At 36.4% G+C, this 14863-nt stretch carries 12 protein-coding genes and 2 tRNA genes; 11 read left to right on the top strand and 3 right to left on the bottom strand.

The window, feature by feature from the left end; genetic code table 11:
- Positions 1-23 precede the first annotated feature (23 nt).
- From ABDJ41_RS21865 to ABDJ41_RS21880, 4 genes are all read left to right on the top strand, one after another.
- The gene (locus ABDJ41_RS21865; RefSeq protein WP_349788279.1) at positions 24-1061 is read left to right on the top strand and encodes a glycosyl hydrolase family 18 protein; all 1038 of its coding nucleotides are present in this window, start codon (positions 24-26) and stop codon (positions 1059-1061) included.
- Positions 1062-1108: 47 nt separating this feature from the next.
- A complete protein-coding gene (locus ABDJ41_RS21870; RefSeq protein ID WP_349788280.1) occupies positions 1109-1786 on the top strand; it encodes an N-acetylmuramoyl-L-alanine amidase in 678 nt (225 codons plus the stop codon).
- Positions 1787-1822: 36 nt separating this feature from the next.
- Entirely contained in the window at positions 1823-2038 is a 216-nt protein-coding gene (locus ABDJ41_RS21875) for a hypothetical protein (RefSeq protein ID WP_349788281.1), read from the top strand.
- A gap of 63 nt (positions 2039-2101) precedes the next feature.
- Positions 2102-3805, top strand: a complete 1704-nt coding sequence (locus tag ABDJ41_RS21880; protein ID WP_349788282.1) for a S41 family peptidase — start codon at positions 2102-2104, stop codon at positions 3803-3805.
- Positions 3806-3812: 7 nt separating this feature from the next.
- On the opposite strand, the gene ABDJ41_RS21885 is transcribed toward ABDJ41_RS21880, so the two are convergent.
- A complete protein-coding gene (locus tag ABDJ41_RS21885) occupies positions 3813-4142 on the bottom strand; it encodes a 2Fe-2S iron-sulfur cluster-binding protein (protein WP_349788283.1) in 330 nt (109 codons plus the stop codon).
- Between the two features lie 2 nt (positions 4143-4144).
- Positions 4145-5155 carry an NAD(P)/FAD-dependent oxidoreductase gene (locus ABDJ41_RS21890; RefSeq protein ID WP_349788284.1) on the bottom strand — a complete coding sequence of 337 codons (1011 nt, stop codon included), beginning with the start codon at positions 5153-5155 and terminating at the stop codon, positions 4145-4147.
- 129 nt (positions 5156-5284) lie between these two features.
- On the opposite strand from ABDJ41_RS21890, the gene ABDJ41_RS21895 reads away from it, so the two are divergent.
- The 4 genes from ABDJ41_RS21895 to ABDJ41_RS21910 all read left to right on the top strand — a co-directional run bounded on the left by ABDJ41_RS21895 (position 5285) and on the right by ABDJ41_RS21910 (position 7550).
- Positions 5285-6031, top strand: a complete 747-nt coding sequence (locus tag ABDJ41_RS21895) for a UDP-2,3-diacylglucosamine diphosphatase (RefSeq protein ID WP_349788285.1) — start codon at positions 5285-5287, stop codon at positions 6029-6031.
- A 123-nt stretch (positions 6032-6154) separates the two neighbouring features.
- A complete protein-coding gene (gene prfA, locus ABDJ41_RS21900; protein ID WP_349788286.1) occupies positions 6155-7228 on the top strand; it encodes a peptide chain release factor 1 in 1074 nt (357 codons plus the stop codon).
- Positions 7229-7324: 96 nt separating this feature from the next.
- Positions 7325-7398: transfer RNA gene (locus ABDJ41_RS21905), tRNA-Asp, on the top strand.
- Between the two features lie 78 nt (positions 7399-7476).
- Positions 7477-7550, top strand: a tRNA-Asp gene (locus tag ABDJ41_RS21910).
- Between the two features lie 44 nt (positions 7551-7594).
- Here ABDJ41_RS21910 and ABDJ41_RS21915 read toward each other — a convergent pair.
- On the bottom strand, positions 7595-10309 hold the full coding sequence (locus ABDJ41_RS21915; protein ID WP_349788287.1) for a DEAD/DEAH box helicase family protein: 2715 nt from the start codon (positions 10307-10309) through the stop codon (positions 7595-7597).
- 191 nt (positions 10310-10500) lie between these two features.
- Here ABDJ41_RS21915 and ABDJ41_RS21920 point away from each other — a divergent pair, with 191 nt between their 5' ends.
- From ABDJ41_RS21920 to ABDJ41_RS21930, 3 genes are read left to right on the top strand one after another with little or no spacing between them, the layout of a single operon-like run.
- The gene (locus tag ABDJ41_RS21920; RefSeq protein ID WP_349788288.1) at positions 10501-11124 is read left to right on the top strand and encodes an RNA polymerase sigma-70 factor; all 624 of its coding nucleotides are present in this window, start codon (positions 10501-10503) and stop codon (positions 11122-11124) included.
- 51 nt (positions 11125-11175) lie between these two features.
- A complete protein-coding gene (locus ABDJ41_RS21925) occupies positions 11176-12204 on the top strand; it encodes a FecR family protein (RefSeq protein WP_349788289.1) in 1029 nt (342 codons plus the stop codon).
- A gap of 2 nt (positions 12205-12206) precedes the next feature.
- Complete coding sequence (locus tag ABDJ41_RS21930) at positions 12207-14846, top strand: outer membrane beta-barrel protein (RefSeq protein WP_349788290.1); 2640 nt, start codon at positions 12207-12209, stop codon at positions 14844-14846.
- The last annotated feature ends 17 nt before the right edge of the window (positions 14847-14863 follow it).

The raw sequence follows: 14863 nt of genomic DNA on the forward strand, positions 1-14863 counted from the left end.
CGGGGAAGTTAACCATATCAGATATGAAAAGATTTTTAATTTTAAGCCTGGCTGCCATCTCAGTTTTGGTCTCCTGTAAAAAGGAAATTGCACAAGTTCCTGAAGGGTATGGTGCAAAAGAATTTGTAAAACCGACTACGCCTTTTGAGCCGGACAAGTCTTTTAAAAAGGTAGCTTATTTTCCTGCTTATCGCTCTATAAAGGATATTGATACAACTTCCCTTGATGGTTTAACTCACGTAATTTTCTCATTCTTAAAACCTAAGATTGATGGGACATTAGTGCTTGATGCATCTAAAGAGAATGTAAAGAATGTTGTGAGCCTGGTAAAAAGGCATGGTTGTAAAATTGTTATCGCATTAAATGGGGATAATAAGATTTATACTACGTTGATTTCGAATGTTCAAACCAGAAAGCTGTTAATCGATAATATCGTATCATACGCCTTAGAGAATCAATTCGATGGGGTGGATATGGATTGGGAGTATCCAAATGCAAGTAAAGGGAACGATGTAACATTTGGAATTTTTATGAAGGAATTATCAGTAGAACTACATAGCTGGCACAGGACTTTAAGTATGGCTGTGACTGCAGGGGTATATGCCGGGGCCATAAGAGATGGAATTAACCAGGAAGCTATTGATGCCTGCGATTTTGTTAATCTTATGGCTTATGATGGGGCTGGGTATAAATCTAATCCAGACCATTCACCGTATTCGCTTGCTGAAGAGGTTCTGGATGTTTGGCTTACTCAAAAAAATCTGCCAAAGGAAAAAGCAGTATTAGGATTGCCTACCTATGGTAAGGGTAAAGAAACACCTACAAGTGCAGAAAAATCTATGCCTTTTAAAGACTTGCTTAATGGTGGTGCAGATATGGACGGATCTTCATTTGCTATGGGGGGAACTACTTATTATTACAATGGTAAAACTCTAATAGAAAATAAGACTATATTGGCTAAGACCAGAGCAAATGGAATTATGTTTTGGGAATTAGGACAGGATGGTCATGGAGATAAATCATTAATTAAAGTTGCGTTAGCTAAGTTTAAAACTTTGTAGGTGGAACTATAGGGATGAAGCGAATATTAATAAAGAGATATAAAATAATGAAATATGCTATAAAGCAACTTTTGCTAATTATATTATGTAGTACTGCTGCCCTTAATTTAAGGGCGCAGTCTACTTTTAGAATATTCGATAAGCCGATTGTTTTTGATGAAGAGCGGAAACAACTTTCTTTAGAATATTTGGAAAAGCGTCATGGATTAAAACAAACCGAACCGACAATTAAACCGATTATGGTGGTTTTACATTGGACAGTTATTCCTTCAATCGAACAAACATTTAATGCATTTAATAAATCAAAATTGCCTGGTGCGCGTAAAGAAATCGCAACTGCAAGTGCATTAAACGTTTCTTCGCAGTTTCTTATAGACAGGGATGGGACAATTTTTAGGTTATTGCCTGATACTGTTTTTGCCAGGCATGTAATAGGGTTAAATTACTGTGCAATTGGGGTTGAGAATATTGGAAGTGACAAGAATCCTTTAACACCAGCACAGCTTGCTGCTAACGAGCAACTCATCAGGTATCTTAAAAGTAAATACCCTATTGAGTATGTGATTGGTCATTACGAATATACTTTATTTAAGAATACGTCTTTGTGGAAAGAGGCGGATCCCGCTTACAGCACACATAAAACAGACCCAGGGGTTGATTTTATGAAGAAACTTAGGGAGCAAATAAAGGATTTAAATATAAAAGGTGCGCCGGCTTACAATTAAGCGGTGCAGTATTATAATTATTTCTATTTTTGCAGCATGGCAAACTTTACATTAACTCCTGAAACCTGGAAAAAGGTTAAAATTAAATTTCTGAGAAAATATCGTGATCTGGCACAGGTTGATCTTACTTTTGTTCCCGGTCAGGAAGACCAGTTGGTTAAACAATTAATGGACTTGGTAAAAAGAGATCGTAGCTATGTGGAATTTACTATTCAAAAGGCTTTAGCCGATCCTGACGGCAACAGACTTTAATTACATTTGTTGCGCGCTTTTTTGTAAATTTACCATCAACAGATTGATGACAACATCCTCTTTATGATGAAAACATATAAAATTGCCGCAGCCGCCCTCCTCATTTCTTTTGCCGGATTAACCTGGTCTTTTAAAGAAGATCTGTTCCAGGTATCTAAAAATCTTGATATTTTTGCCTCCCTTTACAAAGAAATAAATATCAACTATGTAGAGGAAACCAATCCCTCAAATTTGATGCGTACCAGTATTGATGCAATGCTGGATAATCTTGATCCTTACACAGAATACGTTCCTGAGTCGGAAGTTGAAGACTACAAATTAAAATATGTAAGTACACAATACGGAGGAATTGGTGCAAGTACTATTTTTATTGAGGGTAAGCTATTTGTAAATGAAGTTAACGAGGGATATCCGGCAGATAAACAAGGGGTGAAACCAGGGGATCAATTAGTTAAAATTAATGGTAATGAGGTTAAGGGGAAAGAGAGAAGTCAGGTTAGTCAACTTTTACGTGGCCCAAAGGGAACCCCTGTTGAATTATTAATAATCAGAGATGGTGCATTGCTGACTAAGACGCTGGTGAGGGATGCTATAAAACAACCCAATGTTTCTTATTCAGGCATGACTGATGATAATATCGCTTATATCCGCTTAGATAAATTTCTTGAAAGTGCAGCTCAGGAAGTTAAGGATGCTGCGGTAACACTTAACAAACTTCATCCAAAAGGAATGATTCTTGATTTAAGGTATAATGGTGGAGGTATATTACAAGAAGCTGTAAAAATTGTAAATCTTTTTGTTGAAAAGGATGTTCTGATTGTTACTCAAAAGGGCAGAAATCCCCAAAAGACCATTTCTTATAGAACGCTTAACTCACCATTATTCCAGGATATTCCGTTGGTGGTTTTGATTAGTGGTTCATCAGCTTCTGCATCTGAAATTGTTGCCGGCGCTTTACAAGATCTGGATCGAGCAGTGGTGGTGGGACAGCGGAGTTATGGAAAAGGCCTGGTACAACAAACGTTTAATCTACCTTATAATAGCTTGGTAAAGGTTACTGTAGCTAAGTACTTCACGCCATCAGGAAGATGTATTCAGGCTCTGGATTATGCACATAAAGATGCAAATGGTAAAACGCCAAAGTTTGCAGATTCTTTAATGAATAAGTTCAATACCAAGATTGGCCGGAATGTATATGATGGAAATGGGATTTATCCAGACATCATAGTTAAGAGTGCTAAGCTAAGCCCGATTACAATTTCATTAGCCAATAAGTACTTATTTTTCGATTATGCTAACAATTATAAAAAGAGCAACAAGACGATTGCACCTGCTGCAGCTTTTCAGCTTACGGATAATGAGTATGCCCAGTTTGTAAGTTCTTTGGCTGGAAAGGATTATTCTTATTTATCACGTACCGAACGATTGTTGTCTGACTTGCGGACAGAGGCCGAAAAAGAGAATAAACTAGCCCTTGTAAAGGCTGATTTGGATGACTTGAAGAGTAAGATGATTGGGGCAAAGAAAAGTGAACTTAACGTATATAAAGCTGAAATTAAGAGAGTATTAGAAACGCAAATTGTTAGTCGTTACTATTATGAGAAGGGAAAAGTAACCCAGGCGTTTCAGTACGATGCGGAATTAAATGCTGCAAAGGCCCTGCTCAATGATAATCATAAAATGCTGGCGATATTAAAGGGAGATGGCGAATATAAAACAATCGGCAGCCCTGTAAAAACAATGGCTGCCGCTGTTGAAAATGATTAGAAAAATATTATTCTGCGTGATGTAGTTTAACTACAAGTCCGTCCATTGCAGGATTTAATTGTAGCTGACATGCCAGTCTGGAGTTTGGAAGTACGTCAGGAAGTGTATCGAGCATTGCATACTCATCATCACTCATCTCGTTTAATTTGTCTTCGCCTTCCAGTACATCTACACAGCAGGTGGCACATAAAGCCATGCCTCCGCAAGTTGCAAGAATATCGTATTCACAAGCTTTTAAGTATTCCATCAAGCTTAAGCCCATATCTACAGGTGCCTCAAGAGTTGTTCTACTTCCGTCTGAGTTTTCTACGTGTAGGGTAATGTTATTGTCTTCCATGTTTAAAATTCTGATACGCCGTTGACTGTGGTGTATTTCATGGTGTATTTAACACCTGGATTCATGTATTGGTATGCACTATGGCTCATTAAAGCAGCTTCGTGGAATCCGCAAAGAATAAGTTTAAGCTTATTGGTGTAAGTATTAATGTCACCAATTGCATATATACCCGGTATATTTGTTGAATAATCGTCTGTATTTACTTCTATTGCACTTTTGCTAATGTTTAGGTTCCATTGTTCGATAGGGCCTAATTTAGGACTTAAACCAAACAAAGGAATGAGATGATCAGCAGCAACAGTATTTGTTTCAAGTGTTTTATTATGAATAAGCTCTACACTCTCCAATTTTCCGTTACCATTAACAGCATTCAGATTACTGTTCAACACCAAGTTAATTTTACCACTTTCAGCAAGTTCCATAACCTTGTTTACAGAGTCCGGTGCCCCACGGAAGCTTTCGCTACGGTGAACAAGTGTTAGTTCATCAACAACATCCGCTAAAAAGATGGTCCAGTCCAAAGCAGAGTCACCACCACCAGCGATTACCATTTTTTGACCACGGTATTTTTCAGGGTCCAGGATCATATAATTTACACCTCGTCCATTCTCAAATTGCTCTAGTCCAGCTACAGCTGGTTTACGAGGCTCGAAACAACCTAATCCACCGGCAATAACTACTACTTTAGATTCTATGATGGTTCCCATATTAGTAGTTAAAACAAAGTCGCCTTCGCCTCTTTTTTCTAACCCTTCAATACGTTCACCTAGGGTAAATCCCGGATGAAAAGGTTTGGCCTGTTCCATCAGGTTGTCGATCAGCTCCTGAGCCAATACAGTAGGATAGCCAGGGATGTCGTATATCGGTTTTTTAGGATATATCTCAGAAAGTTGCCCGCCAACTTGAGGAAGGTAATCTATTAAATGACAACGCATTTTTAATAAACCTGCTTCAAAAATCGCGAATAAACCTACAGGTCCGGCGCCAATGATGGCTATATCAGTAGAAATCATAGTTTAAAATTTGTGCGAATTTACGAACTTTTGTAATTAATAACGATTCTATTTTATTAATATTCTATATAATCTGTAGAACTTCTGAAATTAAGGTAGTCAATATTTTCTATATCTTTGTTTACATCAATGAAAAAGAACATATATTTTGCGTCTGATTTCCATTTGGGCTCTCCTAATCATGTTGAGAGTCGTTTACGAGAAGATCGCGTTGTAAGATGGTTAAACTCCATAGAATCAGATTGTAGTGAATTGTTCTTGATGGGGGATATTTTCGATTTTTGGTTTGAATATCATACAGTTATCCCTAAAGGGTTCATCAGACTTCAAGGTAAACTTGCTACTATGACTGATGCCGGAATACGGATTTATTTTTTTAAAGGCAATCATGATATGTGGGTGAAAAACTATTTCAGTGATGAGATGGGAATAGAGATAGTGAATGATGAAAAGGTAATTGAGCGGTCAGGTAAGCGTTTCTTTTTACATCATGGTGACGGTTTGGGGCCTGGTGATAGAAAGTATAAAATGTTGAGGAAAATATTTAGAAATCCCGTTTGTCAGTGGCTGTTCTCAATTATTCCTCCAAGAATTGGTTTGGGGATTGCAAATTGGTGGTCAGGAAGCAGCAGAGCTGCAAATCATAAAGATGAAGTTTTTGAAGGGGTGGAAAATGAGTGGCTTGCTGTTTATGCTAATCAAATTTTGTTAAAAGAACATTATGATTATTTTGTTTTTGGACATAGGCATCTTCCTTTAGATCTTATATTGAATGAAAAAAGTAGATATGTAAATCTTGGGGAATGGATGAATTATAATTCATACGCTGTATTTGACGGCAATGATTTAAACCTAAAGTACTTTGAAAAAGGATAAAGGGTTAAATGATAACAGACTGACTTATATAATTTTTTCCTGCTGTTAAGAAAAAAAAGCTGTATTTTTGCTCCCCGAATAAAAAATCGTGTAGGCGATACATTATAAGTTTCGAGAAAAGATATGTTAGATAAATTAGAAGCAATTAAACTGCGTTGGGAAGATGTTGAGGAGCAGTTAAGTAATCCTGACACTGTTCAGGATATGAAGCGTTTTGCGGCTTTAAATAAAGAATATAAAGACTTAGGCAAGATTGTAGATACCTATAAAATCTACAAAAATGTGATGAGTAATATTGAGGCAAATAAAGAGATGTTAAGTACGGAAAAGGATGCTGAAATGCGTGAGATGGCTAAGGAAGAACTCGACATTTTATTGAAGGAACAAGAAGAGCTTGAAGAAAAAGTGCGTCTAATGCTGATTCCTGTTGACCCTGAAGATGCTAAAAATGCTGTTTTTGAGATCAGAGGAGGTACTGGTGGTGATGAAGCCGCTTTATTTGCCGGTGATTTATATAGAATGTATAGTCGTTTCTTTGAACAGAAAGGTTGGAAAGTTGAAACCGTTGATGTTACAGAGGGGACTGCAGGTGGTTATAAAGAGGTTATCTTAAAAGTTAGTGGTGAAGATGTTTACGGACAGTTGAAATATGAATCAGGTGTTCATCGTGTACAAAGGGTTCCAGATACTGAAACTCAAGGGCGTGTACATACTTCAGCTGCATCAGTGGCAGTTTTACCTGAAGCAGAAGAAATTGATCTTTATATAAATCCAGCTGATATTGATTTGCAGACTTCCCGTTCAGGAGGTGCCGGTGGTCAGAACGTGAATAAAGTTGAGACTAAAGTTCAGTTGACACACAGACCTTCCGGCATTGTTGTGGTTTGTCAGCAGGAACGCTCACAATTAGGAAACAGGATCATTGCAATGGAAATGTTGCGTAGTAAATTGTACGATATAGAGTTGCAAAAGAAAAATGGTGATATTGCAGCAAAGCGTAAAACTATGGTTTCGACTGGAGATCGTTCTGCGAAGATTCGTACATATAATTATCCGCAAGGAAGGGTTACAGACCATCGTATTGGATTGACACTTTATAACCTAAATAATATTATGGACGGAGGTGTTCAGGAGCTAATTGATGCGTTGCAGTTTGCTGAGAATGCAGAAAAACTAAAAGAAGGTTCTGGCATATAGGCAGTTAAATACATTTTTAAAAATAGTTTGTAAATACAAATAAAGACTCTATATTTGCAATCCCGAAACGGACGTAAATGAATGTTAAAGGAAAACGGACCGGTAGTTCAGCTGGTTAGAATGCCGCCCTGTCACGGCGGAGGTCGCGGGTTCGAGTCCCGTCCGGTCCGCAAAAAGCCACTCACACAAGTGGCTTTTTAATTTAAAAAGTAGAGGCCCTACTATAAAAGGCTATCCGAAAGGAAAACGGACCGGTAGTTCAGCTGGTTAGAATGCCGCCCTGTCACGGCGGAGGTCGCGGGTTCGAGTCCCGTCCGGTCCGCAAAAAAGCCACTTAATCAAGTGGCTTTTTTTATTTCTTAGATTTTAATGTCGCCATTTGCTCACTCGTTCAGTTTTGTTTTCTAATTGTGAGGCAAATGATCTGATTCTAGATTTTAATAAAAGCTTTCTTCCTGCTATGTTTCTGGCGAAGATCAGGTCGCAAGGCCCAACAAGTCTTAACCATTCATTCTTAAAGTATTCAGCTGAAGCTTTATTTCTGCTTAATATTTCGGGTACCGCATGATAATCTTTTTGTTTGAAGAAACGCATTAATATCCCTTTTCTGATAATAAAGTACCGTGGGTTATCAATCGGTGCGAGGATTTCTTGTAAACCATTGATAAATGCACTGCGTTCGAAAGAGGTACCACCATCAAGATGACAAAGTACAGCTCCATCATTATCTATAGATGAGACAACTAAAAGACTTGTGCTTTCCGTTTTAATAACTCCGATTCTTATCAGACTATTCAATAATACTTCCCCAATTTTTTGTATATCTTTTGAAAGATCCCTGTATTTAACATATAGGAGAAGTGTTTTCAGTGTTAATCTACCAAATAGTAGAAAGCCAATTATTCCTGTAACTTTAAGAAAGCCGAGTATGTCACCCATTGATCTCAACTGTCTGACGGTACTTATTATCATTTCAAAAAAAATAGATAGACCAAAGGATAGACTTGCAGTGAAATTGGCAATTGTTTTATTGAGGTAAGACTTTTTTAAAGTTTTATAAGGTTGATTTTTTAAAAATGGAATCTTAATCTCTTCTACAAGAGAAATCCCTTTTTTTAGTCCCTCATCCCATTGGTATTTTAATAATTTACGATCTGCAGCACAGCGCATCGTATCCATATTTTTTTTATTAATGTCTTCACTAAGTTGAAAGTGACTGGGGATATTTAGTCGGCCAGCTCCATTTTCTATACCTCCATCTTTTCTAAATGAAACGCCTACAAAGCTTTTAAATCTTCTTTTTAAAAGGTGGATATCTTCCCCACCCATTGCTGAAGTGGGGTCTACACAGGCCAGGTGCCAAATATTTCCTGTTTTATCCATAGTGCCCCGATGTGTTCTGATAGCTCTGCCGCGCATCTGGTTAGAAGAAACAAAGGACCCCACAAAACTTGCCAGAATCAAGGTATTAATAGCTGGAGCATCCCAACCTTCTCCTAGTAGTGATTTTGTGCCTATTAAGACCTCTATCTCTCCTTGTTGGAAAATATGTGTTATTACATGAACGATATCATGTTTTAACTGTTCAGATGGCTCAATTAATATGTAATTTTCATCGAAAGGAACTGGATTACAGATGATATTTTTGATGTTGATTTTTTTGACTTGCAGTTCAAAAGCAGAATAAGCTGCCTTAGGGATGATGACAATGGAGCCTGTAAGTATTCCAATCTTAATATTCGAACTGTTTTGGCGCCTAAGCTTTTCAAAGATTGTCATCACTCCAATCTTAGTAAGCTCCAGATTGTTTTCTGTAGTATTTACATAAAATTCTTTTCTGATAAAGTCAGATAGAATTACCAATCTAAGTGTAGAACCTAATTGATTATACTCAAAATTAACAATCTCTTGTATGCCAGTTAATTTGCTGACGCTGGATGTTAATATGCTAGTGAGTCGTTTGTTTCTAAATAGATTTACTTTTTTGTTCTCTATAGCTCCTTTTCTGCTAAGTTTATGTTCCAGTGTTTTTTGGTGTTCTTCAGAGGCTTTAAAATTTAAGTCATCCCCGAATAGGTAGAATTCTAAAAATGTTTGCGCCCAATGATAATTGAACTCTGGAATTTTTAAGCCCTTTTCACCTATAATTTCAATATGACTTTCAGGAATTTCCTGTCCATTAGCATTTAGGAAGACAAGCGAAGAAGAATAAAAGGCGAGATTGGTATATATCCATTCAAGGTGGTCAGTCGGTTTAATCCAAACAGGGTGATTAGTTATAGCAGAAATGATTATTTCGTCATTTTTTATTTCTTCAAAAATCGCTTTTATACCAGTTCTAAAGTTAATAATATGTTGATTTTCAGATGTGGAAGGCTGTGCGTAATAAATATAATCCTGATGTGGACAGAGGTCTTCTTCTATAATTAATTCAGGGACTGAAATCTCTATATCAACTGGCCCATTTAATTCAGTATATCTATGCCATTCCAAAGGTGTTACATCATAAGGGGGAGTAGCAGTAAGACCTACAATGGTAGGGTCAAGGCTTTCTTTTACTTTGGTTAATGTTTGCCACCATTCGTTTTTAAGATGATGGGCTTCATCTACTATTATTAATCCAATTTCCTGCTTTTTCAAGCTATTAACGATATTAATTAAATTCCTATTGGATGATTTACCTTGATTATTTTCAATAACATCCTCTTCGGATTCAAAATCCTCATCCACATCCTTGATGTTATTGCAGGCAGCGTGTAGTCCTTGATAAGTAACTACTGTCATAAATTTCGGATTATAAATATCCTGAGAAATCCAATCCGGAGTAATATCTGTTTGAAGAAATAATTCGCAGAATCTATGGATCCACTGATTGCGGATTGCCGTAGTTGGAGCTAGAATTAAAGTCGGCTTATTAATTCTTAACGCAACCTCTAAACCTAATATGGTTTTCCCTGAACCTGGCGGAGCGATGATGTGTAAATGCCTGTCATTTAAATATTCATTCAGACTGTTAAGTACGCGCTGTTGATATTTTCTCCAGGTATATTTGAACTTTATTGGATATGGAAATTTTGTCAAGTCGAAAGCTTAAAATTTAAAGCAACAAGTTAATAATTTCAATCATATCAGAATATTTGTTTGACGATAAATCTGGATTCTTATGAATCTAAAATAATACACATAAATATTATCCCAGAATAAGTATATCTTCAAACTTTGGTGTCATTATCAATAACACCTCAATACTTGGTTCATAAAAGCTAAAGTTAATGCCGGAAGAGAAAAGTAAGATTGTGCTATTGTTTAAGGAAATCCAGTACGGGAATAAGGCTGCATTTGATGAGCTTTTTGTCCTATATTACAATAAGGTACTGGCTTTCGCAAGACAATATATCAAACAGCGTGAAAGCGCGGAGGAGGTGACCTCTGAACTTTTTGTGAGAATATGGCTTAAGCGAGAAGGCTTATCAAAAGTACTCAATCCAGAGGTTTATTTATATATATCAGTTAAGAATGCTTGTCTTAATCTGAATAGGTCTGATAGAAAACGGTACCTATTATTTACAGAACAGCCTGCTGAACAATCATTAGAGCAGATATCAGATAAGTTCAATTTTGTAGCAGAGGATAAGGAACTCATGAAGTTACTTGATCTGGCGGTTGAGGCACTTCCAAAACAACGTAAGTTAATATTTATCCTCATTAAAGAGCATGGGTTAAAGAGCAGTGCTGTTGCTAAGATTTTAGGGATTTCAATAAGAACAGTTGAAAATCAACTTTATAAAGCAGTAAAGACATTAGCTGACTCTATTAGTGGTTATTTAGGGTACCATCCGCAGGTGAAAATATCCAGAAAGCAGCCACTTTCAGATCTTTCATTATTTTTTTTGTAATGAAGTAAGTAATCTGCAGCTTATACGTGTCTTTAAGTTATAAGCTTCTAAATGATGAAAAGAGAAAAGTTTTTAGAAATGTTATCCAGAAAACTATCTGGAGAAATCTCTGCTGAAGACAGAAGGGTGTTTGATAGGGTAATCGAGAATAATGAAGAATATAAATCTCTATCCATAAAATTTTACCGATACTTCAGCCACAAAGAAAGCCCTCAGACAAATACAGATCAACTTGGTCATATATGGAAAATGATTAAAGCGGCTGATAATGAAAGTATAGGGGAGAGGTTTGATTATTCGACACCAAAAAACAATCCGTTTTTTAATACGTCCTTTATGAAAATTGCTTCGATGCTGATTCTTTTTATTAGTGTTGGTCTGTTGGTGAATCATCTGATAAATAAAGATCATGGTCTAAGCCTCAATAAGGTAGTAGCAAATGATGAGAAAATTTTTAAAATGCTTGATGATGGAACTGGGATATGGCTAAACAAAAAATCTACAATAAGCTATAACAAAGCCTTTGGCAAGAACAAACGTGAAATCACCTTAGATGGGGAAGCATATTTTGATGTAGCTAAAAATAGCCAAGTCCCATTATTTATACATGTTGGGAATATTGAAATAGAAGTTAAAGGGACAGCTTTTAATGTGAATGCATACAAAAGTATCCCTGAGGTACAGATTGCATTGATCAGAGGTTCAATTCAGGTAACAGATAGGCTGAACAATAATAACAAGGTGCAACTTAGGCCTAATGAAAAACTTATCTATTCTAAGCCGCAAAGCGGTATTCGAAATGACTTCCGGGTACTTTCAATGAACTCAAATTTATTGTCAATGGATACGAAGTGGGTAGCTGATACATTAGTCTTCCATAAAGAAAAGCTTAAGGATCTTGTGGTAAAAATGGAGAGGAAATATGATCTTAAGATAGAAATACGAGGTAAGCAATTAAAGGAAAAGCGATTTAGTGGAACATTTACCAATGAAACCATTCAGCAGGCGCTAGAAGCACTCAAACTTTCCTACCCATTAACTTATACGATCAATAATAGATTGGTAGTAATAAATGACTAGGGATGAGTAGATACATCATACTTCTGTTAGTGATATTTGCCCATGCTAAACTTTATGGACAAGATCGAAAATTGACATTAAACCTAAAGGATCAGCCTATTTCTTCCTTATTTAAACAAATTGAAGATCAATGTAGGTACAACTTCGTTTATAGTGATGAAGTGGTTTCAGATACAATGAAGATATCCATAAATGTAGTAAATGGGACTGTTAGACAGGTATTGGCAAAAGTTCTGTTAGAAAATGGGTTTACCTATCAAATGGTATCAGATAAACTGATTGCAATCGGACGCAAGAAACAAATATCAATAGAAGATGATCAGACTTTAAAAGTGACTCTTAAAGGAACGATAGTTGATCAAAAGGGAAAGGGAATCCCATTCGCATCCATCGGTTTTTTTGAAGCTGATGTACTGTTGGGAGGTATTGTAAGTGGAGAAACCGGCAAGTATCAGTTCTCCCATAAATTTATTCCAAAGAATCGTTACGTTTTAAAAATCTCGTCAATTGGCTATCAGCCATTGAAACTAGAATTTGTATATCCTGACACCGTAATGGTTCGACGCATTGTAATTAATGAAGATCAGCAGACACTAAAAACTGTAAATATTACCAGTGCAAGACCATTGATAGAAAGAAAAACTGATCGCTATATTGTTAATGTAGATGGAAGTGCTTTAGGGACAGGTAATAATGGGCTCGAAGTGCTCCAGAAATCTCCAGGAATCTGGGTTGGAAGTGATGGTTCAATCAAGATCAGAGGAAATCAGTCAGTAATGGTAATGATAAATGATGTCGTTCAAAGGATGTCAGAGAATGATCTTGCTGAATATTTGCGCACATTGAGATCGGAAGATATCAGTAAAATTGAAATTATCTCTAGTCCCCCATCAGAATTTGAAGCTGCAGGTTCTGGCGGTATTATTCATATCGTACTAAAAAAAACTCGTAAAGATGGGTTGATCGGATCATTATATAGTCAGTATCGGCAACAGGAAAAAAGACCTGCCTATGGGGCTGGAGTTTCATTAAATTATAAACTTAAAAGCCTTTATCTTTCAGGAAGTGTATCTGCCGGAAAAGATGAAAGCGACTATGTTGCTAGTACTAAAATCAGTTATCCAAACCAGGACTTTTATTCGAGTAATACAAATAGGTACAACAACAATGGGAGATTAATGTACAGGATTGGAGCAGCTTATGATATTAATAAAAACCAGTCAATTGGGGTTCAATCAGTAGGCACTGAAAACAAAATGAATCAGTATTTTGATACTAATATTTCTTTTATTGGTGTCCAATCCTTAACAGGAATTGCAAAATCTGAATGGTTCAGAAGGCCCTCGTTTAATGGAACAACATTTAATTACTCATTAAAAATGGATAGTTTAGGCTCGGGTTTAAAGGTTATTGCCGATTATCTCAATAGTACCAGGACTGAGTTGAATAATTTTATTTCTGTATATACTTTAACCCAGAAAAATTCGCATTATCGTAATAATACACCGAATAAGACTAATCTTTATAGTTTGCAGACCGATTATACCAAGGTTTTTAAAAATACATTTTCTTTTAAAGCAGGCCTTAAGTTTGCAAGCACTAAAAGGGATAATGAAGTCTTGAATGAGAATTTTATCAATGGAAACTGGGAATTGAACTCTAATTTGAGTAACCGTTTTATTTATAAGGAAAATCTTTCGATGGCTTATGTGTCTTTAGAAAAAGCCTGGGGTAAATTAAGTGCCAAGTTTGGTTTAAGAGCTGAACATACAGGTATGGATGGAAATTCAATAACTGGAAATGAAAAATTTAAAAGGGATTATTTAGGTTTTTTTCCTTCAGTTTTTATTTCCCAAAAATTGAATGAGCAAAAGGGGAGTGCGGTTTACCTAAATTATTCCAGAAGACTACAGCGACCATCTTTTTCGGATCTTAATCCATATAGGCTACAGTTTGATGATTACCTTACGCAACTTGGAAATCCAAACCTTACACCTGAATATACTCACAAGCTTGAAATTGGAACGGTCTTTTGGAAAGGCTTCTCAGCTGACATCTATTTTGCGTTAACAAATGATAAAATTGGCCAATTGGCTAATCCGGTTGAAGGGAATGTTATCGAATATCAGAGAAGAAACTTTGATAGTAGTAATGAATATGGCTTTTCTTTTAATGCCCCAATTAAAATCATGAAGGGCTGGACGACAAACAATTCAGTAGCAGGTTATAACCTTAGTTACAATCTTGATGGCTACCGGATTAGACAGTCGACATTCTATGCCAGATCCCAACATCAGGTTGAGTTGAAAGGATTGTTCGATTTGGAGGCATCGGTTGATTACCGCTCTCCATATGTTAGTGCAAATTCAAAAATAGCCTATCAACTCTATACTGACCTGGGTATGTCCAAAAGGTTCCTTGACAAAAGTTTAATGTTGCATTTTTCTATATCAGATCCATTTAACACTTCAAGAGAAATGGATTTAACAGAGTTTTCCGGAACTAGAATAGATTTCTACCAGAAAAGACCTACACGCACTTTTAGCTTATCGGTAAATTATAATTTTAGTTCAGGTAAAAAATTCAGTAATAAAAAGATTGAGCAAAGTAATGACGAAGAAAAGCGAAGAATTGGAAACTAATCTTTGTTCTAGATGCT

This window comes from Pedobacter sp. ASV1-7 (genome assembly GCF_040203335.1).
Classification (GTDB): Bacteria; Bacteroidota; Bacteroidia; order Sphingobacteriales; family Sphingobacteriaceae; genus Pedobacter.